General features: G+C 61.7%; 22 protein-coding genes, 1 tRNA gene and 2 rRNA genes (1 of these 25 running past the window's edge). 17 read left to right on the plus strand and 8 right to left on the minus strand.

Annotated features, from left to right (window positions below):
* The 3 genes from AC3WVQ_RS18595 to AC3WVQ_RS18605 all read left to right on the plus strand — a co-directional run.
* Positions 1-2,341, plus strand: a 23S ribosomal RNA gene (locus tag AC3WVQ_RS18595); it begins 455 nt to the left of the window's first position.
* Positions 2,342-2,465: 124 nt separating this feature from the next.
* Positions 2,466-2,580: ribosomal RNA gene (gene rrf / locus AC3WVQ_RS18600) — 5S ribosomal RNA — on the plus strand.
* Positions 2,581-2,806: 226 nt separating this feature from the next.
* Positions 2,807-2,883 (plus strand) — tRNA-Met (locus tag AC3WVQ_RS18605).
* Between the two features lie 91 nt (positions 2,884-2,974).
* On the opposite strand, the gene AC3WVQ_RS18610 is transcribed toward AC3WVQ_RS18605, so the two are convergent.
* On the minus strand, positions 2,975-3,655 hold the full coding sequence (locus AC3WVQ_RS18610; protein ID WP_181432570.1) for an alpha/beta fold hydrolase: 681 nt from the start codon (positions 3,653-3,655) through the stop codon (positions 2,975-2,977).
* A gap of 262 nt (positions 3,656-3,917) precedes the next feature.
* Between AC3WVQ_RS18610 and AC3WVQ_RS18615 the strand changes: the two genes are divergently transcribed.
* The 9 genes from AC3WVQ_RS18615 to deoA all read left to right on the plus strand — a co-directional run bounded on the left by AC3WVQ_RS18615 (position 3,918) and on the right by deoA (position 14,838).
* Positions 3,918-4,625 carry a lysoplasmalogenase gene (locus AC3WVQ_RS18615; protein ID WP_492382889.1) on the plus strand — a complete coding sequence of 236 codons (708 nt, stop codon included), beginning with the start codon at positions 3,918-3,920 and terminating at the stop codon, positions 4,623-4,625.
* Positions 4,615-6,027: a coniferyl aldehyde dehydrogenase gene (locus tag AC3WVQ_RS18620; protein WP_371589956.1), complete on the plus strand. Its 1,413-nt coding sequence runs from the start codon at positions 4,615-4,617 to the stop codon at positions 6,025-6,027. Before AC3WVQ_RS18615 ends, AC3WVQ_RS18620 begins: the two co-directional genes overlap by 11 nt.
* Positions 6,028-6,122: 95 nt before the next feature.
* Positions 6,123-8,435: a heavy metal translocating P-type ATPase gene (locus tag AC3WVQ_RS18625; RefSeq protein ID WP_110818584.1), complete on the plus strand. Its 2,313-nt coding sequence runs from the start codon at positions 6,123-6,125 to the stop codon at positions 8,433-8,435.
* 248 nt (positions 8,436-8,683) lie between these two features.
* A complete protein-coding gene (locus AC3WVQ_RS18630) occupies positions 8,684-10,219 on the plus strand; it encodes an ABC transporter ATP-binding protein (protein ID WP_492382890.1) in 1,536 nt (511 codons plus the stop codon).
* Complete coding sequence (locus tag AC3WVQ_RS18635) at positions 10,216-11,349, plus strand: ABC transporter permease (RefSeq protein ID WP_060519393.1); 1,134 nt, start codon at positions 10,216-10,218, stop codon at positions 11,347-11,349. The genes AC3WVQ_RS18630 and AC3WVQ_RS18635 overlap by 4 nt, the downstream gene beginning before the upstream one ends.
* Before the next feature lie 4 nt (positions 11,350-11,353).
* Positions 11,354-12,325, plus strand: coding sequence for an ABC transporter permease (locus tag AC3WVQ_RS18640; RefSeq protein WP_043622808.1), 972 nt, complete (start codon positions 11,354-11,356; stop codon positions 12,323-12,325).
* A 4-nt stretch (positions 12,326-12,329) separates the two neighbouring features.
* Positions 12,330-12,722 carry a cytidine deaminase gene (locus tag AC3WVQ_RS18645; RefSeq protein WP_034805117.1) on the plus strand — a complete coding sequence of 131 codons (393 nt, stop codon included), beginning with the start codon at positions 12,330-12,332 and terminating at the stop codon, positions 12,720-12,722.
* A complete protein-coding gene (locus AC3WVQ_RS18650) occupies positions 12,719-13,525 on the plus strand; it encodes a purine-nucleoside phosphorylase (RefSeq protein ID WP_060580511.1) in 807 nt (268 codons plus the stop codon). The genes AC3WVQ_RS18645 and AC3WVQ_RS18650 overlap by 4 nt, the downstream gene beginning before the upstream one ends.
* Positions 13,522-14,838 (plus strand): thymidine phosphorylase, encoded by a 1,317-nt coding sequence (gene deoA, locus AC3WVQ_RS18655; protein WP_090296387.1) that lies wholly within the window; start codon positions 13,522-13,524, stop codon positions 14,836-14,838. Before AC3WVQ_RS18650 ends, deoA begins: the two co-directional genes overlap by 4 nt.
* On the opposite strand, the gene AC3WVQ_RS18660 is transcribed toward deoA, so the two are convergent.
* The 7 genes from AC3WVQ_RS18660 to AC3WVQ_RS18690 all read right to left on the minus strand — a co-directional run bounded on the left by AC3WVQ_RS18660 (position 14,831) and on the right by AC3WVQ_RS18690 (position 20,312).
* Positions 14,831-15,358, minus strand: coding sequence for a TIGR02281 family clan AA aspartic protease (locus AC3WVQ_RS18660; RefSeq protein WP_089043333.1), 528 nt, complete (start codon positions 15,356-15,358; stop codon positions 14,831-14,833). The genes deoA and AC3WVQ_RS18660 overlap by 8 nt on opposite strands.
* Before the next feature lie 128 nt (positions 15,359-15,486).
* On the minus strand, positions 15,487-16,116 hold the full coding sequence (upp, locus tag AC3WVQ_RS18665) for a uracil phosphoribosyltransferase (RefSeq protein WP_034805105.1): 630 nt from the start codon (positions 16,114-16,116) through the stop codon (positions 15,487-15,489).
* A gap of 117 nt (positions 16,117-16,233) precedes the next feature.
* Positions 16,234-17,202, minus strand: coding sequence for an adenosine deaminase (locus AC3WVQ_RS18670; RefSeq protein WP_090296100.1), 969 nt, complete (start codon positions 17,200-17,202; stop codon positions 16,234-16,236).
* The gene (locus AC3WVQ_RS18675; protein WP_090296104.1) at positions 17,199-18,419 is read right to left on the minus strand and encodes a phosphopentomutase; all 1,221 of its coding nucleotides are present in this window, start codon (positions 18,417-18,419) and stop codon (positions 17,199-17,201) included. The genes AC3WVQ_RS18670 and AC3WVQ_RS18675 overlap by 4 nt, the downstream gene beginning before the upstream one ends.
* Positions 18,420-18,560: 141 nt before the next feature.
* The gene (locus AC3WVQ_RS18680; protein ID WP_090296106.1) at positions 18,561-19,148 is read right to left on the minus strand and encodes a TadE/TadG family type IV pilus assembly protein; all 588 of its coding nucleotides are present in this window, start codon (positions 19,146-19,148) and stop codon (positions 18,561-18,563) included.
* 10 nt (positions 19,149-19,158) lie between these two features.
* Positions 19,159-19,782, minus strand: coding sequence for a TadE/TadG family type IV pilus assembly protein (locus AC3WVQ_RS18685; RefSeq protein WP_090296109.1), 624 nt, complete (start codon positions 19,780-19,782; stop codon positions 19,159-19,161).
* A gap of 116 nt (positions 19,783-19,898) precedes the next feature.
* Positions 19,899-20,312, minus strand: a complete 414-nt coding sequence (locus tag AC3WVQ_RS18690) for a pilus assembly protein N-terminal domain-containing protein (protein WP_090296111.1) — start codon at positions 20,310-20,312, stop codon at positions 19,899-19,901.
* 257 nt (positions 20,313-20,569) lie between these two features.
* Between AC3WVQ_RS18690 and AC3WVQ_RS18695 the strand changes: the two genes are divergently transcribed.
* The 5 genes from AC3WVQ_RS18695 to AC3WVQ_RS18715 all read left to right on the plus strand — a co-directional run bounded on the left by AC3WVQ_RS18695 (position 20,570) and on the right by AC3WVQ_RS18715 (position 24,118).
* Entirely contained in the window at positions 20,570-20,758 is a 189-nt protein-coding gene (locus tag AC3WVQ_RS18695; protein ID WP_090296113.1) for a Flp family type IVb pilin, read from the plus strand.
* 33 nt (positions 20,759-20,791) lie between these two features.
* Positions 20,792-20,977 (plus strand): Flp family type IVb pilin, encoded by a 186-nt coding sequence (locus tag AC3WVQ_RS18700; RefSeq protein WP_060580518.1) that lies wholly within the window; start codon positions 20,792-20,794, stop codon positions 20,975-20,977.
* 123 nt (positions 20,978-21,100) lie between these two features.
* Positions 21,101-21,613: an A24 family peptidase gene (locus tag AC3WVQ_RS18705; protein ID WP_090296116.1), complete on the plus strand. Its 513-nt coding sequence runs from the start codon at positions 21,101-21,103 to the stop codon at positions 21,611-21,613.
* Between the two features lie 121 nt (positions 21,614-21,734).
* Positions 21,735-22,544, plus strand: coding sequence for a Flp pilus assembly protein CpaB (gene cpaB, locus AC3WVQ_RS18710; RefSeq protein ID WP_034805067.1), 810 nt, complete (start codon positions 21,735-21,737; stop codon positions 22,542-22,544).
* Positions 22,541-24,118 (plus strand): type II and III secretion system protein family protein, encoded by a 1,578-nt coding sequence (locus AC3WVQ_RS18715; protein WP_060609563.1) that lies wholly within the window; start codon positions 22,541-22,543, stop codon positions 24,116-24,118. Before cpaB ends, AC3WVQ_RS18715 begins: the two co-directional genes overlap by 4 nt.
* The last annotated feature ends 7 nt before the right edge of the window (positions 24,119-24,125 follow it).

Consider the following 24,125-nt stretch of genomic DNA (forward strand, 5'->3'; position numbering starts at 1 on the left):
TCTCCAAGCCTAAGTACTCGTGCATGACCGATAGCGAACAAGTACCGTGAGGGAAAGGTGAAAAGCACCCCGACAAGGGGAGTGAAATAGAACCTGAAACCGGATGCCTACAAACAGTTGGAGCCCGCAAGGGTGACAGCGTACCTTTTGTATAATGGGTCAACGACTTAGTGTGACGAGCAAGCTTAAGCCGATAGGTGAAGGCGCAGCGAAAGCGAGTCTGAACAGGGCGTTCAGTTCGTCGCATTAGACCCGAAACCGAGTGATCTAGCCATGAGCAGGTTGAAGGTTGGGTAACACCAACTGGAGGACCGAACCCGCATCTGTTGCAATAGATTGGGATGACTTGTGGTTAGGGGTGAAAGGCCAATCAAACTCGGAAATAGCTGGTTCTCCGCGAAAACTATTTAGGTAGTGCGTCGACCGAATACCCTCGGGGGTAGAGCACTGGATGGGCTATGGGGACTCACCGTCTTACTGATCCTAACCAAACTCCGAATACCGAGGAGTACTAGTCGGCAGACACACGGCGGGTGCTAACGTCCGTCGTGAAAAGGGCAACAACCCTGACCTCCAGCTAAGGTCCCCAAGTCATGGCTAAGTGGGAAAGGATGTGAGGATCCCAAAACAACCAGGATGTTGGCTTAGAAGCAGCCATCATTTAAAGAAAGCGTAACAGCTCACTGGTCTAAATAAGGGTCTTTGCGCCGAAAATGTAACGGGGCTAAAGCCATGCACCGAAGCTGAGGATACGTCGCAAGACGTGTGGTAGCGGAGCGTTCCGTAAGCCTGTGAAGGGATACCCGTGAGGGGTCCTGGAGGTATCGGAAGTGCGAATGTTGACATGAGTAACGATAAAGAGGGTGAGAGACCCTCTCGCCGAAAGACCAAGGGTTCCTGCTTAAAGTTAATCTGAGCAGGGTTAGCCGGCCCCTAAGACGAGGCGGACACGCGTAGTCGATGGGAACCACGTTAATATTCGTGGGCCTGGTGGTAGTGACGGATCGCTTAACTTGTTCACACTTATTGGATTGTGTGGGCGGGGACGCGGTTCCAGGAAATAGCTCCACCGTATAGACCGTACCCGAAACCGACACAGGTGGTCAGGTAGAGTATACCAAGGCGCTTGAGAGAACTATGCTGAAGGAACTCGGCAAATTGCACGCGTAACTTCGGAAGAAGCGTGACCCCAAGGGACGCAAGTCTGTTGGGGTGGCACAGACCAGGGGGTAGCGACTGTTTATCAAAAACACAGGGCTCTGCGAAGTCGCAAGACGACGTATAGGGTCTGACGCCTGCCCGGTGCTGGAAGGTTAAGAGGAGGGGTGCAAGCTCTGAATCGAAGCCCCAGTAAACGGCGGCCGTAACTATAACGGTCCTAAGGTAGCGAAATTCCTTGTCGGGTAAGTTCCGACCTGCACGAATGGCGTAACGACTTCCCCGCTGTCTCCAGCATAGACTCAGTGAAATTGAATTCCCCGTGAAGATGCGGGGTTCCTGCGGTCAGACGGAAAGACCCCGTGCACCTTTACTATAGCTTTACACTGGCATTCGTGTCGGCATGTGTAGGATAGGTGGTAGGCTTTGAAGCAGGGACGCCAGTTCTTGTGGAGCCATCCTTGAAATACCACCCTTATCGTCATGGATGTCTAACCGCGGTCCGTTATCCGGATCCGGGACAGTGTATGGTGGGTAGTTTGACTGGGGCGGTCGCCTCCGAAAGAGTAACGGAGGCGCGCGATGGTGGGCTCAGACCGGTCGGAAATCGGTCGTCGAGTGCAATGGCATAAGCCCGCCTGACTGCGAGACTGACAAGTCGAGCAGAGACGAAAGTCGGTCATAGTGATCCGGTGGTCCCGCGTGGAAGGGCCATCGCTCAACGGATAAAAGGTACGCCGGGGATAACAGGCTGATGACCCCCAAGAGTCCATATCGACGGGGTTGTTTGGCACCTCGATGTCGGCTCATCGCATCCTGGGGCTGGAGCAGGTCCCAAGGGTTTGGCTGTTCGCCAATTAAAGCGGTACGTGAGCTGGGTTCAGAACGTCGTGAGACAGTTCGGTCCCTATCTGCCGTGGGTGTAGGAATATTGACAGGATCTGTCCCTAGTACGAGAGGACCGGGATGGACATATCTCTGGTGGACCTGTTGTCCTGCCAAGGGCATAGCAGGGTAGCTATATATGGAATGGATAACCGCTGAAGGCATCTAAGCGGGAAACCAACCTGAAAACGAGTATTCCCTTGAGAACCGTGGAAGACGACCACGTTGATAGGCTGGGTGTGGAAGTGCGGCAACGCATGAAGCTTACCAGTACTAATCGTTCGATTGGCTTGATCGTTCCCATTGCTCATGCTCATCTTCAGATGAGCGACGTGTTCAAAACAAAACGAGTTGGCTCGACCAACTCACCAGCTTCTCAATCCGGTTTGCGTCCGCTAGACGCAAATCTTGCGCTTTGCCGACCTGGTGGTTCTGGCGGGGTGGCTGCACCCGTTCCCATTCCGAACACGGCCGTGAAACGCCCCAGCGCCGATGGTACTTCGTCTTAAGACGCGGGAGAGTAGGTCGCTGCCAGGTCTGCAAAGCGCAAGATAAAATCCGGAAAACAAAGATCACCTTCTCTTCATCCCTCGGCCCAGCCGAAACACGGGCCGCCCTCAAGCGGCCCTTTTGTTTTGCTAGACCGAAGTCATCAGTGCGTCCCTTACACGAGACAAATCGCTTCGCAATTTGCTCGGCACAGACCATAAATCCCTTCGGGATTTACGTTACCGCGATAAATCCCATCGGGATTTACGCTTGGCGCGGGGTGGAGCAGCCCGGTAGCTCGTCAGGCTCATAACCTGAAGGCCGCAGGTTCAAATCCTGCCCCCGCAACCAAATCAAAAAAAGCCCGCATGGAGAAATCCAGCGGGCTTTTTGACGTTTGAACCGCCGAAAGCATTCCCCTGCTAAGCCGCAAGCGTCCAATTTAGGCGACTTCCTGAGATCTGATCACGTCCGCCAGGATGGCATTCAGCGCAAACGCACGCTCCAGTGGGACATAATGGCCGCAAGCCGGGAGGACGTGCAAACGGCCATCGATCGCGGCTGCGGCCTGCAAGGCGCTCGCGCTAGGCCCCGGAGCGACGTCGTCCGCTCCGGACACGATCGTGATCGGCCCCGGAAACGTCGAGAGGCAGTGATCCCGGCTCGGCCGCGTATGAAACACGGTAACGCCCCTTGCTATCTCCGCCGCCGAGGATCGTAACGCCATTTCCTTCGCCCGGTCGACCGTTGCCGTGCTGGCGGTGCGGGAAAACAGCGGCGCCCAATAGGAGTACCAGGCAGCCTCCAGGCCTTCTTCGTCAATCAGCCTGAGCGCAGAGGCATGGAAAGTCGGTTCGGGATGATGCCTGGCCTTCGTGCCGATCAGCACCAGCGCCGAGACCCGTTGCGGTGCGATGGTCGCGACCTCGAGCGCGCATGATCCGCCGACGGAACAGCCGACCACGATGATATTGTCGCCCTTCAGCGGTTTGAGTGCGGCCCGCGCCCATGCGTCAATCGTCTCTCCCGAAGAATAGAGGGTCGGGGCATGGGTTGCGCCTGGCAGCAGATGCATCTGCTCCGCCCACATGGAACTGTCGAGCGGCAATGCGTGCAGCAGCAAGAGTTCGGGGGCCGATCTTGGCTGTGGCCCGTTGGCGGAATGGGCGATCATGGAACGCACTATGAGCCAGCCGCCGGCGAAAGGGCAATCCTGCCGCGCTTCGGACGGTTCACCAGCGGAGCGATGTCCGCAATAGTCCGTCAGGAGTGTAGTGTTGCTCGATATGCCCGCGCGCCCCCGCTGGACAATCGCGCAAAAATAGAAACTATCGCCGTGACCGGAACAGAGTCGAAACGCGGCCTTAGGGCGGGAGTGGCGCGACATGAGTTATCAGGGAACCTTGGACGTTCACCGAAGCCGGCCCGTCCACGTGCTCTTTTTCGTCTGCGCCGCTTTGGCGATCCTCGGCAGCCTGCTTGCCGCCCCCGACGATTCTCCCTGGCGCTGGCTGCATTATCTGACGAAGCCGACGGCGACGCTGCTGCTTCTCGTCGTGGTGTTGCGAACGATCTCTGAAACACCCAGCGCCTATGCCTGGGCAGTTGCTATCGGTCTCGTCTTCGCGGCGGCCGGCGATGTCTTTCTTATGCTGCCGGGTGATGATTTCCTGGCAGGCCTCGTTTGCTTTCTGCTGACCCATTGCACCTATATTTACGCACTCACCCGTGATGCCAAGTTTGCCGAAAGCAAAGGCATCTTCGCGGCCTTTGCCCTCGTTGCGCTCGCCGTTGTCGGTGGGCTCTGGATCTCACTTCCTGACGAAATGCGCATTCCCGTCATCATCTACGCCCTGGCGCTTGGAGCAATGGCGGCTCAGGCCATTTCCCGCGCCCGACAGCTTTCGGGAACGCCCCGGGCAACGGCGGCACGGCTCGCCGCCTATGGCGGCCTGTTGTTCCTGATCAGTGACAGCATACTCGCCTATGGCCGCTTCCGCTTCGCGATCCCCTTCAACGCGCTCTGGGTGCTTGGCACCTACTACGCAGCCCAATGGTTCTTTGCCCGCTCGACCGATGACCATAGCCACTGACAACCCCGCAGGTCTCCATGCCACTTTCGACGGGCTACGCACGACCTGGCGCGACAACCGGCCGTCCGTCGAACAACGCCGTGCGGACCTGAGCCGGCTCAGGGACCGCCTGCGCGACCGCATGGAGGAGATGTGCGAGGCGATCGAAGAGGATTTTGGTCATCGCGCCCGGCATGAGACGTTGCTTGGCGAAGGGGGTGTCGTACTCTCGGAGATCGACCACACGCTGGCGAAGCTCAAACACTGGGTTCGGCCGGAACGACGCAAGGCCGGTTGGAAGCTATGGCCGGCGAAGGCCGAAGTGCGCTTCGTGCCGCTCGGTGTCGTCGGTATCATTTCGCCGTGGAACTACCCGGTCAACCTGGCGCTTGCCCCCTTGGTGGCGGCGATCGCGGCCGGTAACCACGTGTACCTGAAGCCGTCCGAACACACGCCGCGCACCGCGGAATTCCTTCGCTCGCTGCTTGCCGAAGTCTTTCCCGAGACACGGGTGGCTGTTGCCCTGGGGGCCGCCGAGCTTTCGGCAGCCTTCTCCGCCCTTCCCTTCGATCACTTGTTCTTCACCGGCTCGACCGCCGTCGGCCGCAAGGTGATGGCGGCGGCCGCGCAGAACCTGACACCTGTCACGCTGGAGCTCGGCGGCAAATCGCCGGCGATCGTCGGCGAAGCCGCAGACCTCGCCAAGGCTGCTGCGCGCATCGCGACCGGAAAGTTCTTCAACGCCGGGCAGACCTGTATCGCGCCCGACTATGTGCTGATCCATGAGAGCAGGCGGGATGCTTTCGTGGAGCAGCTCAAACGGGAGGCTGTGGCGCGCTATCGGTCGAAGCGTGGTCTCGACGATTACACGTCGATCATCAACGACGCCCAGTACGAGCGCCTGAAGCGGCTCATTGCGGATGCCGAGGCGCGCGGTCATCCGGTGGTTTCCCTTCTCGAAGGGGCAGCAGACGCGATAGCGCGGGAACGCGTCCTGCTGCCGACGCTCGTGCTTGATCCGGACCACGACAGCGCCGTCATGGGCGAGGAGATTTTTGGGCCCATCCTTCCCATCGTCAGTTACGCTTCCATCGACGAAGCCATCGCCTATGTGCGCGATCGCGACCGCCCGTTGGCACTTTATTGCTTCAGTCGCGATAACGTTGAAATCGAGGCCGTCCTGTCACGCATCGTCGCCGGCGGGGTCTGCGTCAACGACACGCTCTACCAGTTCGGCTGCAACGACCTGCCTTTCGGCGGCGTCGGCGCCAGCGGCATAGGCCACTATCACGGGCGCGACGGGTTCCTGACCTTCTCCAAGGCGATGCCGGTGCTGAGGAAACTCGATCCGGCGCCGAGCGACCTGGTGAAACCGCCCTATCGGGGCATTGCCGACTGGGTCATCCGCTTCCTGTCGCGATAATTCGCCAAAAAATCTGCAATCACGCAGCAATTTGGCCTTGTAGCTCTAGTTGCTAGAGGTCGTAGCCTTGCTTCAGAATTTGCAAGGAGCAGGTTATGGCGAGCACTATTCGGGAAGCCCGTTATCGCGTCGAGGGCATGGATTGCGCGTCCTGCGCGTCCAAGATCGATACGGCGGTGCGCCGGCTGTCGGGCGTCGAGGACGTATCGGTCTCTGTGTCGGCGGGCACCATGTCGGTCAAGTTTGCCGACGAAAACGATCTTGCGACGTCGATTGTGAGCAGGGTCGGAAAGCTCGGCTATCGTTTGCATCCGATCCAGGCAGGCCAGGCGTCGGAGCGGAAAGCGGCGCATGTCTGCTCCGGACACGATCATGACCATAACCACGACCACGATCACGGCGATCACAGTCATGACCATGACCATGATCATGGTAATCGACACGATGAGCACGCCCATCATCACGAGGGTAACGCCAGCCAGAAGGGCGAGACAGTCGCGGCAGCGATGGGCCTTCACGGTCATGACCACGGCCCGACGAGCGGCCCCTGGTGGAAGTCGGGCAAGGGCAAGCTGACGATTGCCAGCGGCCTGGCGCTGATTGCCGCCTATGCGGTCGGCAAGACGATCCCGGCGACCGAGCCCTGGATCTTTACCCTCGCCATGCTCGTCGGCCTGTTGCCGATTGCGCGGCGCGCCTTTGTCGCTGCGACCATGGGCACGCCGTTTTCGATCGAGATGCTGATGACGATCGCCGCGATCGGCGCGGTCTTCATCGGCGCGACGGAAGAGGCGGCAATGGTCGTCCTGCTCTTCCTGGTCGGTGAACTGCTGGAGGGCGTGGCCGCCGGCAAGGCGCGCGCCAGCATCCAGTCGCTGACGGCGCTCGTTCCGAAATCCGCCTTCGTCGAGCGCGATGGGCGGCTGGATGAGGTTCCGGCCGAAACGCTGAGCGTGGGCGCCGTCATTCTCGTTCGCCCCGGCGACCGCATTCCGGCTGACGGAGTCATTCTCTCCGGCGAAAGTGCCGTCGACGAAGCGCCGGTTACCGGCGAGAGCACGCCGGTGCGCAAGGAAGTCGATGACACTGTGGTTGCGGGCACCGTCAATGGCTCCGGCGCGCTGCGCGTGCGGGTCACGGCCGCCGCTGCCGACAACACCATTGCGCGCATCGTCCGCATGGTGGAGGAAGCCCAGGAAAGCAAGGCGCCGACCGAGCGCTTTATCGACCGCTTCTCGCGCTACTATACGCCGGGTGTCGTCGTCGTCGCGGCGCTTGTGGCGGTGCTGCCGCCGCTTCTCTCCGGCGGCTCCTGGGACGAGTGGATCTACAAGGGTCTTGCCATCCTTCTGATCGGCTGCCCCTGCGCGCTGGTCATCTCGACACCGGCAGCGATCGCCGCCAGCCTTTCGGCCGGCGCCCGTCGCGGTTTGCTGATGAAGGGCGGCGCTGTGCTTGAGAATGTCGGCAAGGTCACGGCCGCCGCCTTCGACAAGACCGGAACGCTGACCGAAGGCAAGCCGAAGGTGACGGATATCGTCGGCTTCGGCCGGTCGGAGGCGGAGGTCCTGCGTCTTGCCGCAGCACTGGAGCAGGGATCGAGCCACCCGCTTGCCCGGGCCATCCTGGAGCGCAGCACGGCTGATGGCGTTGCGATCCCCAATATCGCCACTGTGAATGCGGTGGGCGGCAAGGGGCTGGAAGGCACCGTCGAAGGCATCGCGCTGTTCTTCGGTTCGCCGAAGGCCGCAGCCGAGCGGACGCCGATGACGGCCGACGAAAAGGCGCGCGTCGCCGCTCTCAACGATGAGGGCAAAACCGTTTCTGTGCTGGTCGCCGGTGGCGTGATGGCCGGTGCCATTGCCATGCGTGACGAGCCTCGGCCGGATGCGGCCGCGGGTGTGAAGGCGCTCACGGACGCCGGCCTCCGCGTCGTCATGCTGACGGGCGACAACCGCCGCACGGCCGAAGCGATCGGCCGCCAGTTCGGCATGGAGGTCCGTGCGGAACTCCTGCCCGAGGACAAGCAACGTATCGTGCGCGAACTGAAGGCGGAAGGCTTCAACGTCGCCAAGATCGGTGACGGCATCAACGACGCGCCGGCGCTGGCCGCGGCCGACATCGGTATCGCCATGGGCGGCGGCACCGATGTGGCGCTGGAAACGGCGGACGCGGCGGTGTTGCACGGCCGTGTCGGCGACGTCGCGGCGATGATCCGGCTCTCCCGATCGACGATGCGCAACATCGTTCAGAACATCACGATTGCGCTTGGCCTGAAGGCGGTCTTCCTGGTGACGACGATCATCGGCGTTACCGGCCTTTGGCCGGCGATCCTCGCCGACACCGGTGCGACCGTTCTCGTCACGATGAATGCCCTCAGGCTGCTTCGGCCCGTGCGAGCCGTCTGAGAACCACCAAATAATCCCAAGATGAAGGACCGGCGGCACCCGTTGTCGCCGGTTTTTCGCGTCCAAGTGCCTGTGTATATTCACGCTGGACTCTCACCAGCGATCTGATGAGAGTATAAGGAGATCACGGTTGAGGGCTTTCGCCCCGAAAAATCGATGATAAACTTAGACCAAATGGTAAAAAAATCGCCGGCACGGTTTCTGGGAAGAATGCCGAAGCGGGCCAGTTTGGGGATCGCAAGGCCAATATGGACAATATTGCCATCGAACTGCGTGGGATCGACAAGAGTTTCGGTCCGGTCCACGCCAACAAGAACATCAATCTAAAAGTCCGCAAAGGGACGATCCACGGCATCATCGGCGAAAACGGTGCGGGAAAATCGACCCTGATGTCGATCCTCTACGGCTTCTATCAGGCCGATAGCGGTGAAATCCTCGTCGACGGAAAACCCGTAGCGATCCGCGATCCGAATGCGGCGATCGCCGCCGGCATCGGCATGGTCCACCAGCATTTCATGCTGGTCGAGAACTTCACGGTGCTCGAAAACATCATGCTCGGCGCCGAGGACAGCCAGATCCTCAACAAAGGTATTGCCAAGGCGCGCGTCGAGCTGAAGCGGCTGGAGCGCGAATACGCGCTGGAAGTCGATCCGGATGCCGTCATCGAGGAACTGCCCGTTGGCCTGCAGCAGCGCGTCGAGATCCTGAAAGCACTTTATCGCCGGGCCGATATCCTGATCCTCGACGAGCCGACCGGCGTCTTGACGCCGGCTGAGGCCGACCATCTCTTCCGGGTGCTCGAACAGCTGAAGAACCAGGGCAAGACCGTCATCCTCATCACCCACAAGCTGCGCGAGATCATGGCGATCACCGACGAGGTGTCGGTCATGCGCCGCGGCGAGATGGTAGCAACGCGCACGGCGGCTGAAACCTCGGTCGAAGAGCTTGCCGAACTCATGGTCGGGCGTCGCGTCTTGCTGCGTGTCGAAAAGGGCGAGGCCAAGCCCGGCGAGGTGAAGCTCGCGGTCGAGGGGCTGACGGTCAAGGACGGCCGCGGCGTCACCATGGTCGACAACGTCTCCTTCAACCTGAGGGCGGGCGAGATCGTCGGCATCGCTGGTGTTGCCGGCAACGGCCAATCCGAGCTGCTCGAAGCGATTTCGGGCATTCGTCGCGCCGTGTCGGGCTCCGTGCTTCTCAACGGCAAGCCGATCGACGTTACCGGCCGCGCCGACCCCTCCGAACTGCGCAATCGTGGTCTCGCCCACGTGCCGGAAGACCGCCACCATGTCGGTCTCGTGCTGAAGTTCGAGGAATGCGAAAACGCGATCCTCGGCTATCATCACGACAAGCGTTACCTCAACGGCGTCTTCCTGAACGTCGATGCGATCCGCAAGGACGCAGAGCAGCGCATCGCTGAATACGATATCCGCCCGCCGAATCCGCGGCTGAAGACCGCCAATTTCTCCGGCGGCAACCAGCAGAAGATCGTGCTGGCGCGTGAAATGGAGCGCGGGCCCGATGTGCTGATCATCGGCCAGCCGACGCGCGGCGTCGATGTCGGCGCCATCGAGTTCATCCATAGACGGATCATCGAGATGCGCGACCAGGGCATGGCTGTCCTGTTGGTCTCCGTCGAGCTCGATGAAATCCGCGCCCTGTCGGACCGTATCCTCGTCATGTTTGCCGGCCGTGTCGTCGGCGAGCGCGATCCGGATGCGACCGAGGGCGAACTCGGCCTGCTGATGGCCGGCGTTGAAGGCCGCAAGGAGGCCGCAGAATGAGCACCCCCTATGCTAAGCTTCCGGGCTGGGTCGAATACGGCCTCGTCCCGCTGGTCAACCTCGCTGTTGCCTTCCTCGTCGCCGGTCTCGTCGTGTTGCTCGTCGGTGAAAATCCGTTGGAAGCGGCCTATCACCTGATCAACGGCGCCTTCGGCCGCGGCGAATATCTCGGCTTCACGCTGTACTACGCCACCACCTTCATCTTCACCGGTCTTGCCGTCGCAGTCGCCTTCCATGCCGGCCTCTTTAACATCGGCGGCGAAGGCCAGGCCTATGTCGGCGGTATCGGCGTGGCGCTTGCCTGCCTCTGGCTCGACCAGACGATGCCGTGGTTCGTGGTGTTCCCGCTGGCGATCCTCGGGTCCGCCTTCTTCGGCGCCGCCTGGGCCTTCCTGCCCGGCTGGCTGCAGGCCAAGCGCGGCAGCCACATCGTCATCACGACGATCATGTTCAACTTCATCGCCTCGAGCCTGATGGTCTACCTGTTGACTCGGGTGCTGAAGCCGCTCGGCTCGATGTCGCCGCAGACGCGCACCTTCGCCGAAGGCGGGCAACTGCCCAAGCTCGATTGGCTGCTCGCGATCTTCGGGCTGGATATCGGCACGGCGCCGTTCAACGTCTCGTTCCTGCTGGCGCTGGTCGCGGCCTTCTGCGTCTGGCTTCTGATCTGGCGCACCAAGCTCGGCTATGAAATGCGCACCATGGGCCACAGCCCTTCGGCCGCGCGCTACGCCGGCATGAGCGAAAGCCGCATCACCGTCATCACCATGATGATATCCGGTGCGCTTGCCGGCATGATGGCGCTCAATCCGATCATGGGCGAGCAGGGGCGCATGCAGCTCGACTTCGTGCAGGGCGCAGGCTTCGTCGGCATCGCCGTGGCGCTGATGGGCCGCTCGCATCCGGCCGGCATCATCCCGGCCGCCATTCTCTTCGGCATGCTTTACCAGGGCGGAGCCGAAATCTCCTTCGAAATGCCGTCGATCTCGCGCGACATGATCGTGATCATCCAGGGTCTCGTCATTCTCTTTGCCGGTGCACTCGAAAACATGTTCAGGCCGGCGATCGCCCGGCTGTTTGCGACGCAGAGCCGCCGTGCGGCCGTCGTGGCACAGACCAAGGGAGCTTGAGGCCATGGATTTCTTCCACGTCATCGTGGTGCTCCTCGAGTCCACCATCCGCGTATCCGTTCCGCTGATCTTCGCGGCGCTGGCAGGGCTCTTCACCGAGCGCGCCGGCATCTTCGACATCGGCCTTGAAGGCAAGATGCTTGGTGCTGCCTTCGCCGCCGGCGCTGTTGCGGCCGTCACCCAGTCGGTCTGGATGGGGCTGCTTGCTGCCATCCTGATCTCGATCGCGCTGTCGCTGGTGCACGGCTATGCGTCGATCACCCAGCGCGGCAACCAGATCGTCTCGGGTGTCGCGATCAACTTCATCGTCGCCGGCTCGACCGTCATCCTTGGCGAGGCCTGGTTCCGCCAGGGCGGCCGCACGCCGGCACTCGGCGAAGGCGCACGCTTCCAGACGATCACCTTCCCCTATGCCGACAGCATCCGCGAAATCCCGATCCTCGGTCCGATCTATTCGGACCTGCTTTCCGGGCATTTCATCCTGACCTATGTCGCCTTTGCCATGGTGCCGATCAGCTGGTGGATCCTCTACCGCACCCGCTTCGGGCTGCGTCTGCGCGCGGTCGGCGAGAACCCGGGCGCGGTCGACACAGCCGGTATTTCGGTGATCTGGATGCGCTATCGCGCCGTCATCTGCTGCGGCATTCTCTGCGGCTTTGCCGGTGCCTATCTGTCGCTGGCCATGACCGCCGGCTTCGTCAAGGGCATGACCGCCGGTAAGGGTTATATCGCGCTGGCAGCGTTGATCTTCGCCAAGTGGCGGCCATTCAATATCATGCTCGCCTGCCTGCTTTTCGGCTTCCTCGATGCGCTCGCCATCCGCCTGCAGGGCAATCCGCTGCCGCTGATCGGCCAGGTGCCGGTGCAGTTGATGCAGGCGCTGCCCTATATCCTCACCGTAATCCTGCTTGCCGGTTTCATCGGCAAGGCCATTCCGCCGAAGGCCGGCGGCGTCCCCTATGTCAAGGAGCGCTAGAACCATGGAAAAGGAACTGTTCGAAGCCGCGCGTGACGCAATGGCCAAGGCGCATGCGCCCTACTCGAAGTTTCCGGTCGGCGCGGCGATCCGCGCCGAGGACGGCAAGATCTATACCGGCGCCAACATCGAGAACCTGTCCTTCCCCGAGGGCTGGTGCGCCGAAACCACCGCGATCAGCCATATGGTCATGGCCGGCCAGCGCAAGATCATGGAAGTCGCCGTCATTGCCGAGAAGCTGGCGCTCTGCCCGCCCTGCGGCGGCTGCCGCCAGCGGCTGGCGGAGTTCTCCGGCGCCAGCACGCGCATCTTCCTGTGCGACGAGACCGGCGTGAAAAAGACCCTGGCACTGTCGGACCTGCTGCCGCACAGCTTCGAGACCGAGATTCTCGGATGACCGCGGCCGCTGAACTGTTGAAGGCCAGGCTCGGGGGCCTCTCTCCACGCTATGGCATCGTGCTCGGCTCTGGCCTCGGTTCTCTGGTCGAGGCTTTGGACGAGACGTTGCGCCTCTCCTACGCCGAGATCCCCGGGTTCCCGGTCAGCAGCGTCTCCGGCCATGCCGGCGAACTTGTGGCCGGAACGCTCTCGGGCGTGCCTGTTGTCATGCTGTCTGGTCGTGTCCACTACTACGAGCAGGGCGACGCCAATGCGATGCGCGTCCCGCTCGAAACCCTTAGGGCGCTCGGCATCGAATGCCTGGTGCTGACCAATTCCGCCGGATCGCTGCGGGACGATCTGCCGCCGGGATCGGTGATGCGGATATCCGACCACATCAACTATTCGGGCTTCAACCCGCTGATCGGCGTCGACAGCGACGATCGCTTCGTCGGCATGACCAATGCCTATGATGCCGAGCTTGCGGAAAGAATGCAGGAGAGCGCCGAGCGCCTCGGCATTCCGCTTCTCGCCGGCGTCTACATGTGGTTCTCCGGACCGAGCTTCGAAACGCCGGCGGAGATCCGCATGGCGCGCATCCTTGGCGCCGATGCGGTCGGCATGTCCACGGTTCCGGAAGTCATCCTCGCGCGCTTCTTCGGCCTCCGCGTCGTTGCCGCCTCTGTGATCACCAATTTCGGCGCCGGCATGACCGGTGGCGAGATCAGCCATCACGAGACGAAGGACATGGCGCCGATCGGCGGCAAGCGGCTTGCCGCGATCCTCGCCGACATGATCGCGGCCGACGCGGTGTGCGGGTGACGATGCTTCCGCAGGAAACCATCAGGCGCAAACGCAACGGCGAGCACCTCGCCCCGGCCGAGATCGCGGATTTCGTTCGCGGCCTGTCGGATGGTTCGATCTCCGAAGGGCAGGTCGCCGCCTTCGCCATGGCGATCTGGTTCTCCGGCATGAGCCGCGAGGAGACCGTCGCTCTGACATTGGCGATGCGCGATAGTGGCGAAACACTCGACTGGAGCACCATCAGACGACCCATAGCCGACAAACATTCGACCGGCGGTGTCGGCGACAACGTCTCGCTGATGCTGGCGCCGATCGTTGCCGCCTGCGGGCTCGCCGTGCCGATGATATCAGGGCGCGGGCTCGGGCACACCGGCGGCACGCTCGACAAGCTCGAATCCATACCCGGCTATGATATCCAGCCGTCGGCGAGTGTCTTCCGCAGGACGGTCGACGAGATCGGTTGCGCCATCATCGGCCAGACCGCTAATCTCGCGCCTGCCGACAAGCGCCTCTATGCGATCCGCGATGTCACTGCGACCGTCGATTCGGTACCGCTGATCACGGCCTCGATTCTGTCGAAGAAGCTCGCGGCCGGCCTTCAGTCGCTGGTGCTGGACGTCAAGCTCGGCAACGGCTCCTTCATGAGCGATGCGCGTGAGGCCGAGATCCTGGCGCGCTCGTTGGTCGACGTTGCCAATGGCGCCGGCGTTCGCACCTCCGCACTCCTGACCGACATGAACGAGCCCCTGGCAGACGCGGCCGGCAATGCACTGGAGATCGACAATTGCCTGGCTTTCCTTCGAGGCGAGAAGAAGGGAACGCGGCTTGAAACCGTCGTGCTCGCCTTTGCCGCCGCAATGTTGGTGGCCGGCGGCGTTGCCGGCGATGCCGAACAGGGTGAAGCCCAGGCGCGCAAAGTGCTTGGCAGCGGAGCGGCGCTGGAACGGTTCGGGAAGATGGTACATGCGCTGGGTGGCCCGGCGGATTTCATCGAGCGCTCGGTCGCCTATCTCGGACGTGCGCCGGTCATTCTGCCGGTCGAAGCCTCGCAGTCCGGCTATCTCGCCGCCTGCGAGACGCGGGAACTGGGCTTGGCCGTCATCGCGCTCGGCGGCGGGCGTTCGCATCCAGACGACAGGATCGATCACCGCGTGGGTTTCGACGCGCTGAAGCCGCTTGGCACGCGGGTCGAGAAGGGCGATCTGATCGCCTTCGTTCACGCGGCAGACCAGGAGGCGGCGGAAGCGGCCCGGCGACGCCTTTTGGCACTCTACACGATCGATGAGGTCGAGCCGGAGACGAGGTCCCCGATCCTCGCGAAAATCACCTGACCAGATGCAGGTCGCCGTCCTCGACACGGAAAGAGGACAGCCGGTTCAGGAAGGTCATGCCGATCAGAGTCCCCGAGAGCGCCTTGTCCGGAAGCACCAGCGCCTGAACGTCGCGCACCGATATGCCGCCGATCTCGATTCGGCTGAGGACCGCCGGCGCTGCCCCGACGATGCCATTGGCCGTGTTGACACGTGCCGCGGCGAAGTCGAGCGTGCTCGCCGAAATCCCGAGCCGCCTTGCGGTTGAAAAGTTGATAATGATCGCACTGGCGCCGGTATCGACCAGTCCGCGTTCGGTTCGTCCATTGATGCGGAAGGTGCCAATGAAATGGCCTCTGTCGTCGGCGTCGAGCACGACGCTGCGCCCCATCGCGTATTTCGCGGTGGTCGTCGGCGGGGCTGCAGCTTCCTGTGTGGTCTTCCCGTTGTCTGCGTGGGACAGAAACCTGGTCGCAAGGTTCGGGACCAAGATGGCCGCGACTGCCGCAGCGCCGGCCAATGTCAGCAAACGGACGAGCATGGACATCACCTCTCAATCTAACTTATGCTCGTGCAAGTAGAGCCGATGATGCCTAAGACGACATAAAAAAACCGCCGGGATCCGGCGGTTTTCTCATCGATTTCAGATCCTGGTTAAGGATCTGAAAATCACTTGGTGCCGTACATGCGGTCGCCGGCGTCACCCAGACCGGGCATGATGTAGCCGAGTTCGTTCAGGTGGCTGTCGATCGAGGCGGTGAAGATCGGTACGTCCGGGTGCGCGCTCTGGAAATTGCGGATGCCTTCAGGTGCGGCGAGCAGGCAGAGGAAGCGCATGTTCTTGGCGCCGCGCTCCTTCAGCTTGTCGATCGCCGCGATCGAGGAATTGCCGGTGGCAAGCATCGGATCGACGACGATGATCAGGCGCTCTGACAGGCTCTCCGGTGCTTTGAAGTAGTATTCCACCGCCTCCAGCGTCTCATGGTCGCGATAGACGCCGATATGGGAGACGCGGGCTGAAGGCACGAGTTCGAGCATGCCTTCCAGCAGCCCGTTGCCGGCGCGCAGGATCGAGGCGAAGACAAGCTTCTTGCCTTCGAGGACCGGCGAGTCGATTTCCTGCAGCGGCGTTTCGATGCGCTCCATCGTCAGTTCGAGATCGCGCGTCACCTCGTAGCAGAGCAGCGTCGAGATCTCACGGAGAAGCCGGCGGAAACCCGCAGTCGAGGTCTCCTTCTTGCGCATGATGGTCAGCTTGTGCTGCACAAGCGGATGATCGATCACTGTAACGCCGTTCATGGCTCACCTTTCCGGATTTTTTGTATCCGTCCTTTTTCCATGGAATGCGCCGTCGCCGCAAGGGTATTGGCCGACCGGAGACCGTCATCCCCAGCCGGCAAATCGCGACCTGTACCCCTAGATCCGCGTCAGCAACCGCTGGCGCGTCGCCTCGTCGACAAAGGCCGCTTCGATCGCGGTCCTGGTCATGCCGTTGATCTCATCGTCGCTGAAGCCCATCACCGCGGAGGCGATGTCGTATTCCTGGGCGAGCGAAGTGTGGAAGAACGGTGGGTCGTCGGAATTGAGCGTGACGCGCACGCCGGCCTCGTGCAGGGCCCGCAGCGGATGCGACGCGAAATCGGGGAAGACCTGAAGCGAGATGTTGGAACCGGGGCAGACCTCGAGCACTACACCCTCATCGGCGAGGCGCCGCACCAGATCCGCGTCTTCGATCGCCCGCACACCGTGGCTGATGCGCGACGGGCGCACGTGGTCGAGCGCGTCGCGAACGCTGAAGGCGCCCGAGAGTTCGCCCGCATGGATCGTCAGCCCGAGGCCGGCATCGCGCACGATATCAAAGGCGCGCGCGAAGTCGGCGACCTTGTGCATGCGCTCTTCGCCGGCAAGGTTGAAGCCGGTGACGAGCTTGTGTTCGCGCCTGGCGGCGAATTCGGCCGTCTTGATCACCGATTCCGGGCCGAGATGGCGGATGCCCGTGATCAGCATGCGCGATTCGATCCCAGTCTTCTGCCGGGCGGCTTCCATTCCGGCGGCAAGACCTTCGAGATAGGCGTGGGCACCCAGGCCGATCGTGTTGCCGTGGTCGGGCGAAACGATGATTTCGCTATAGATCGTGCCGGCTTCGGCAAGCTCGGTCAGATAGGCTTCAGCGAGCAGCGCGTAGTCTTCCTCGGTCTTAAACAGTGAGGCGATGGCGTCGTAGCATTTCACGAAGCTGGTGAAGTCTTCCCAGACATAGGCCTTGTCGCGGATGATTGCGCTGGTGTCGACGCCATATTTCTCGGCCTGGGCCAAAGCCAGTTCGGGCGGCGTCGCACCCTCGATGTGGCAATGCAGTTCCGCCTTCTTCAGATGTGCGGTCAAATGAGGCTTCTCCCATGGTGCCCCGGCGCGATGCCGAGATGCTTGGCGACGGTTTCGCCGATATGCGTGAAGGTATTGGCAATGCCAAGCGAGCGGCTGCGCAGGGACGGCCCGAACATCAGCACCGGCACGCGCTCGCGCGTATGGTCGGTACCGCGCCAGGTCGGGTCGCAGCCATGGTCGGCCGTCAGGATGACGATGTCGCCCGGCTGCAGGCGCCGGTCGAGATCGGGCAGGCGCGCGTCGAAGGCCTCGAGGGCAGCCGCATAGCCGGCAACGTCGCGACGATGGCCGTAGAGCATGTCGAAATCGACGAAGTTGGTGAAGACCAGGCTTCCGTCCTCGGCCTCGTCGATGGCTTCAATGCTGGCATCGAAGAGCGCCATGTTGCCATCGGCCTTGGTCAGCTTGGTCACGCCCTGATGGGCGAAGATGTCGCCGATCTTCCCGATAGCGTGAACCGAGCGCTCGGCCTCCACCAGCCGGTCGAGGATGGTCGGCTCCGGCGGCAGCACCGAAAAGTCGCGCCGGTTGCCGGTGCGCACAAAGGTCTGCGGGCTCGTGCCGACGAAGGGGCGGGCGATGACGCGGCCGATATTGTAGTCGTCGAGCAGGCGGCGAACGATCTGGCAAAGCTCGAGCAGGCGGTCGAGGCCAAAACTCTGCTCGTGCGCTGCGATCTGGAAGACCGAGTCCGACGAAGTGTAGCAGATCGGCTTGCCACTGCGCATGTGCTCCTCCCCGTGGCGGACGATGATGTCGGTGCCGGAGGCGTGGCAGTTGCCGAGAATGCCGGGAATGTTGGCCTCGCGGCAGATCGCTTCGACGAGCTCCGGCGGAAAGGCGTCGCCTTCGGCGGAGAAGTAGCCCCAGTCGAACATGACGGGGGTCCCGGCGATTTCCCAATGACCGGAAGGCGTGTCCTTGCCGCGCGATACTTCGCTCGCCGCGCCATAGGCGCCATAGACACGATTGGGCATCGGCATGCCCTGGGGAATGGTGCCGGTCGCAAGCTTTGCAGCGTGGATCAGGCCAAGCGCGGACATGTTCGGCAGGCTGAGCGGGCCCTCGCGCAAACCTGGCCGGTCGGCAGCGCCGATAGCGCAGAACTCGGCGATATGGCCAAGCGTGTTGGCACCGAGATCGCCGAAGGCTTCGGCGTCCGGCGCTCCGCCTATGCCAAAGGAATCGAGAACGAATAGAAAGGCACGCGCCATGATGCACCTGACAGCGGGCGCGCGGCGATCGCGGCCCGAAACCTCCGGAAAAGCGCAGGCACGCCCTCTAGGGCACCCGCGCAATCTCGAAGGGATAGCGCCGCTCGTTGCTCAATGCAATTGCGTCGCATGTCTGTCTGATCAGCAATCCGAGCATTTTATCGGCTGGGAGAGGCGTGCGTGGAAGTAGGCCGTCTTGGAGAGATCGATGGTCTTTGCCGTCGCCTGAAGGTTGGGCGCATAGAGCAGGAGTTCGTGCGGCACGGTCAGTTCCGTGCGAATGACGAAGGAGTTGGTCGCTGTGAACTGGGCGGGCAGGGAGACCTTGGTATTGACGGCATAGGGTGTGCCGCCTGCCTGATCGCGCGACCACAGGATCGTGCCCTCATTGGTGTTCGTGACCGCGATGCCGCTGATCTTCAGCGTGTAGTTGGCATTTCCGTAGGGCGCCAGGATGCTCTTTGCGATGTTCGGCACGTTGGCGAGGAAGGCCTTGTTGACTTCCGTCTGCTGCGCGACGACGTCGGCCGTAGCGCTTGCGGCGCGCGCGGTCTTGCCGGCAACTGTAAAACCGACCGAGAGTTCGAAGGCGCCGAGATAGGCCATCACCAGCAGCGGGGCGACGATCGCGAATTCGACCGCACCGACGCCGCTTCTGTCGCGCCGCAGCGCACCAAGGGCCTTGGTGATTGGCTTGAGGCGCAGGATTTCTAACGCGGAATACGGCATCGGGGGTGCCTCACTCGCTCTCGTTGCGGAAGGTGGCGGTCGCCACCATGAGATAGTCCTTCGGCATGCTTGAGCCGGCGGGCCGCAGGTTGGTGATGAACGGCCTGACGAGGTCCGTGAAGACGCTCCAGCGATAATAGGCGCGAACCACGTTGAAGGAGCCGGGGCCGCCAGGAGCAAACTTGAAGTCGGCCGTGTCGATGTCGGTGGAATCGGCCTTCCGCGGGATCAGCACGGGAAACTTGCTGAGATCGTTGACCGCCCTGACGTCCAGATAGAACTGCGAGGGTTGGCCGGCTTCGGTGGCCGAGCACTTCATCAGGATGGAGATCTCGTCGCAGAATGCCTGGCGGAACTCAGCCTGGTTCATATCGGTCAGTTTTCCCTGCTCGAAGGTGATCTGACCGGTGCGGACCTTGCGCGCCATCGTCTCCGTCGCATTCGCCAGGAGCTGGTCGCCGTAGAAGGCAGCGAAGGTTTCGAGTGAGGCGAAGATCACCATGAAGAAGGGAAGCGCGAGGATGGCGAACTCGATGCTCGTCGTGCCTTTGCGGTTGCGAAGGAAGCGGCTGAAGATGCCTTTTCGCCCGTTTTCGGCGGCACTCGGCCGCCTTGTGCCCTGCTCGATGTTCATTGCGCCGTCCCATCATGTTACGCCAGACGGGCGGCAGATTATGGAGCAACCATTGATATTTCGTTCTCAGGGATGGTGCGTATTTTAACGAATCACGCGCTTCGAACCCATAAAAATCAATTGGTGCTACCTGTGGTTTTGCGTTCCGCGTGACGCTCGCAATTTGGTGTGCAGGAGAGCACGGTGCGGGACGTTTGTTTATAGACGCGCACTGTGTTGCCTTCGTCGATCGACACCAGGATCCGCTCGTCGACGATGGCGTTTCCGTCCTGATCGAGGATGACCAAGTTGGTGGTTCCGAAGTTGCGGCCGGTAATGACGATCGTACGGGCATCCGCAACCGTCGCGTCCGCCACCTCTGCATTGCCAATGATGACCTTGCTGACCGGGCGGTCGAGCTTCAATACGCGCGCATGATCCATATACACACGCATCAAGTCGCTTTCGGCCGCAGCGGCAACCGATGGGGCGAGGGCGGCGATCGCGAATGCGAAAATGGCGGCTCGGCCGGTCGCGAATGGCGTGGTCATGGCGGGTCCCTAGGTGGTGTTCATGCCATACTCACTGGTCTTGGTGAACGAACCGTTAAGTCGACGCTATCGAGGCTTTGCGGAGGCTTTGCCGTTTTCTGTTCGTTTACCCAAAAATCAGGGATGCTTCGTTAACCTTCAGGTAACCGCCTTCTTTAAGTTGATGGCAATGCGCCAGGACTAGTTTGGGGTTCATCCGATCAACGGCAACAGTTGGCGGAAGTGCTGAACAACAAACGTGAAGTAGGAGAATCATCATGAAGAAGATTTTTGCCCGTCTGATGAAGGACGAGTCCGGCGCGACCGCCATCGAGTATGGCCTCATTGCCGCGCTCATCTCCGTTGCCCTGATCGCAGGTGCAACGACCCTCGGCAACCAGCTGAATTCCGTCTTCAGCAGCCTCGGCACCAAGATGTCGAATGCTGCGACCGCCGCAGCCAAGTAATCGGGCTGACCGCCTCGAACGGAGGGGATTTCGATGAAGTCGATTTTCTGCCGCTTGCTGCGGGATGAGTCCGGAGCGACCGCGATCGAATACGGCATGATTGCCGCCCTCGTCTCGGTGGCGCTCATTGTCGGTGCAAGTTCGCTCGGCAATGCGATTAACGCCACGTTCAGCGGGGTCGAAACGACGGTTTCGACGAGCACGGCCGGAAAACTGTGACGATCCAGCTTTCGTAGCGGATCGACGATGGAGCCGCCCCCGAAAAGGGCGGCTCCATCGGTATCTATGGATCCTGCGATCGGATCTCAGATCGCGTGCATCTGATTTCGGGAGGCCGTGAATATGACTGAAGCCGCCATTTTCGTAGTCTTTCCCTTTTGCCTGGGATTTGCGGCGTTTTCCGACCTGCTGACGATGACGATCCCGAACCGTGTTTCGGTGATCCTGCTTGGTGCCTTTTTCCTGGTGGCGCCAATGTCCGGCTTGGGGTTCGCCGAGATCGGCCTGCATGTGCTCGCGGCCGCCGCAGTCTTTGCCGCATGTTTTGCCCTGTTTGCGACGAACGTGATGGGCGGCGGGGACGCGAAGCTCCTGACGGCCTGCGCCATCTGGTTCGGCCTGACGTCGTCGTTGACGGCCTTCCTGCTCTATGTCTCGATCTTCGGCGGCGTGCTGACGCTCGCGGTGCTTTTGTTGCGCCAGCAGGAGGATACGATCCTTGCGAGCGGCATTCCTTTCCCGCAGCTTTTGCTCACGGCCAAGAAAATTCCTTACGGGATCGCGATCGCGCTTGGGGGCTTTGCCGCCTATCCCTCGTCGCCGCTTATGGAGGCGGCCTTCGCGCGGCTGACTTGAGAGACCTTTGGGCCGACTGGTCAGCTTTCGTTAACTGCGCTCATAAGTAATCCGTTAACCATAATTACACCAATTCCTGATCAATCTGAGCCTGGCATTTTTTCGGGGCTCGGAAACAATCATGAAACCGGTTCGCATCATCATACTGGCAGTGGCCGTTCTCTCGGCTGCGATGGCCGGTCTTTTGGCGATGAGGCTGACGGGCGCGCCTGCGCCGCAGATGGCTGAACCGGTCGTCGAGCGTGCCCCCACCGTCAACGTGCTTGTCGCCAGCAAGAGCCTGCCCGTCGGATCGCGACTGGGCGGCGACAGCATCCAATGGATGGCTTGGCCGAAGGACGGTGTGGTCGATGGCATCATTACCGAAGAAAATCAGCCGACCGCGATCGATGATCTGAGCGGCGCGGTCGTGCGTCTGCCGATCTTCAACGGCGAACCCGTGCGCCACGAAAAGGTGGCAGATTCGTCCAGCCGCATCATGTCGTCGCTGCTGCCGGCGGGCAAGCGCGCCGTTGCGACCGAAATCACGGTCGCAACCGGTGCCGGTGGCTTCATCCTGCCGAACGACCGCGTCGACGTGATCATGGTGCGCAAGGGTGACGGCGAACTCTACCTGACCGAAACCGTGCTCAGCAATGTGCGTGTGCTCGCGATCGACCAGCAGGTCGAGGAAAAGGATGACGGCACCAAGGCGGTGGTTGGAACCACGGCCACGCTGGAACTTACGCCCGACCAGTCGAAGGTGATGACGGTTGCGCAGCAGATGGCGGAACGTATTTCGCTGGCGCTCCGAAGCGTCGCCGATGCGCAGGAGTCTGACACGGACGCCGCGGACTATCTGCTGAGCGGTGACGGCCAACCGAACATTCAGGTCATCAAGTCCGGCTCCATCGTCAAGGGCGATGGAACGGTCGGCCAGACGCAGCAATGACAGACACGAGCAGGAACCAGGTGAGAACGGGGCATAAGGTGAAACGGAGCGGAAACAAATTTCGGGCGTCTGTCGCAGCCGGCCTATCATTCTGCCTGGCGGTTACCGGCATGTATCTGCCGGCGCCGACGGAAGCTTTTGCCGGCGCGTCCTCGGTCGTCCGCATCGTCGAAAGCGGCCCCGGCGTGAAGAAGAAGGTCAGCCTCGGTTTGAACAAGGCCGTAGTCGTCGATTTGCCTGCAGACGCGCATGATATCCTCGTTGCCGACCCGTCTCTCGCCGACGCCGTGACCCGTACGTCGCGGCGCATCTACCTCTTCGGCAAGTCGGTCGGCCAGACCAACATCTTCGTCTTCGGTCCCAATGGCGAGGAGATCGTCTCCCTCGACATCGAGGTCGAGCGCGATGTCTCCAGCCTTCAGTCCAACCTGCGCCGCTTCATTCCCGACGCCGATATCAATGTCGAGATCGTCTCGGACAACATCGTACTGACCGGCACCGTGCGCACACCGCTCGATTCCACCCGTGCCGTCGACCTTGCCAAGGCCTTCCTTCAGGGCGGTGAGGCGACCACGCGCAACATCACGGCCCAGGGCAACAATGGTGACGCCGATATTTTCGCCGAAGACCGGCAGGTGTCGCAGATCGTCAATCTCCTGACCATCGATGGCGACGACCAGGTCAATCTCAAGGTCACCGTGGCCGAGGTCAGCCGCCAGGTGCTGAAACAGCTCGGCTTCAACGGCCGTGTTGGCGACGGCGAAAGCGGGATTGCTTTCCGAAACCCGGCCAACCTCGGCGATGCGGTCGGCGTCGGCGTGAACGCGATCATCAACAAGACGGTCGGCGGCACGGTGATCTCCAGCTACATCAACGCGATGGAGCAGGCCGGCGTCATGCGGACGCTGGCTGAGCCAAGCCTGACGGCGATTTCGGGCCAAGAAGCCAAATTCTACGTCGGCGGCGAGTTTCGCCTGCCCGGAACCCAGGAAGTCACGACTGATGACAAGACCGGCGAGGAAAAGGTTACACGCGAAGTCAACGATGTCGAATACGGTATCCGCCTGAACTTCAAGCCGGTCGTCCTCGGCCCCGGGCGCATCAGCCTGAAGATCGAGACGAATGTCTCCGAGCCTACCTACGAGGGATCCGTCGTCACCGGCAACGGCAAGAACGCGATCCCCGGCAACACCTTCCTCGGCATCCGCAAGCGTGAGGCATCGACCAGCGTCGAACTGCCGTCCGGTGGTTCGATCGTGATCGCCGGCCTGGTTCAGGACAACATTCGCCAGGCGATGTCTGGCCTGCCGGGCGCTTCGAAGATCCCGGTCCTCGGCACGCTGTTCCGCAGCAAGGACTTCGTGCGCAACGAGACCGAACTGGTCATCATCGCCACGCCCTATCTGGTCCGTCCGGTTGCCAGAAGCGCGATCTCCCGGCCTGACGACAACTTCAATCCGGCCAACGATCTCGACAGTTACTTCCTCGGCCGCGTGAACCGCATTTACGGACGGCCGGAAGCGACCGCTCCGGCAGGCCGTTACCACGGCAACGTTGGCTTCATCTACAAATAGGCTGGGT

The sequence above is a fragment of the Ensifer sp. EB106-05-01-XG146 genome (assembly GCF_058791875.1).

Coding starts and splice junctions, on each gene's coding strand:
- AC3WVQ_RS18615 (WP_492382889.1), top strand. CDS start 3,918: ATGAGTTATCAGGGAACCTTGGACGTTCACCGAAGCCGGCCCGTCCAC.
- AC3WVQ_RS18625 (WP_110818584.1), top strand. CDS start 6,123: ATGGCGAGCACTATTCGGGAAGCCCGTTATCGCGTCGAGGGCATGGAT.
- AC3WVQ_RS18630 (WP_492382890.1), top strand. CDS start 8,684: ATGGACAATATTGCCATCGAACTGCGTGGGATCGACAAGAGTTTCGGT.
- AC3WVQ_RS18635 (WP_060519393.1), top strand. CDS start 10,216: ATGAGCACCCCCTATGCTAAGCTTCCGGGCTGGGTCGAATACGGCCTC.
- AC3WVQ_RS18640 (WP_043622808.1), top strand. CDS start 11,354: ATGGATTTCTTCCACGTCATCGTGGTGCTCCTCGAGTCCACCATCCGC.
- AC3WVQ_RS18645 (WP_034805117.1), top strand. CDS start 12,330: ATGGAAAAGGAACTGTTCGAAGCCGCGCGTGACGCAATGGCCAAGGCG.
- AC3WVQ_RS18650 (WP_060580511.1), top strand. CDS start 12,719: ATGACCGCGGCCGCTGAACTGTTGAAGGCCAGGCTCGGGGGCCTCTCT.
- AC3WVQ_RS18660 (WP_089043333.1), bottom strand. CDS start 15,358: ATGCTCGTCCGTTTGCTGACATTGGCCGGCGCTGCGGCAGTCGCGGCC.
- upp (WP_034805105.1), bottom strand. CDS start 16,116: ATGAACGGCGTTACAGTGATCGATCATCCGCTTGTGCAGCACAAGCTG.
- AC3WVQ_RS18675 (WP_090296104.1), bottom strand. CDS start 18,419: ATGGCGCGTGCCTTTCTATTCGTTCTCGATTCCTTTGGCATAGGCGGA.
- AC3WVQ_RS18680 (WP_090296106.1), bottom strand. CDS start 19,148: ATGCCGTATTCCGCGTTAGAAATCCTGCGCCTCAAGCCAATCACCAAG.
- AC3WVQ_RS18685 (WP_090296109.1), bottom strand. CDS start 19,782: ATGAACATCGAGCAGGGCACAAGGCGGCCGAGTGCCGCCGAAAACGGG.
- AC3WVQ_RS18690 (WP_090296111.1), bottom strand. CDS start 20,312: ATGACCACGCCATTCGCGACCGGCCGAGCCGCCATTTTCGCATTCGCG.
- AC3WVQ_RS18695 (WP_090296113.1), top strand. CDS start 20,570: ATGAAGAAGATTTTTGCCCGTCTGATGAAGGACGAGTCCGGCGCGACC.
- AC3WVQ_RS18700 (WP_060580518.1), top strand. CDS start 20,792: ATGAAGTCGATTTTCTGCCGCTTGCTGCGGGATGAGTCCGGAGCGACC.
- AC3WVQ_RS18705 (WP_090296116.1), top strand. CDS start 21,101: ATGACTGAAGCCGCCATTTTCGTAGTCTTTCCCTTTTGCCTGGGATTT.
- cpaB (WP_034805067.1), top strand. CDS start 21,735: ATGAAACCGGTTCGCATCATCATACTGGCAGTGGCCGTTCTCTCGGCT.
- AC3WVQ_RS18715 (WP_060609563.1), top strand. CDS start 22,541: ATGACAGACACGAGCAGGAACCAGGTGAGAACGGGGCATAAGGTGAAA.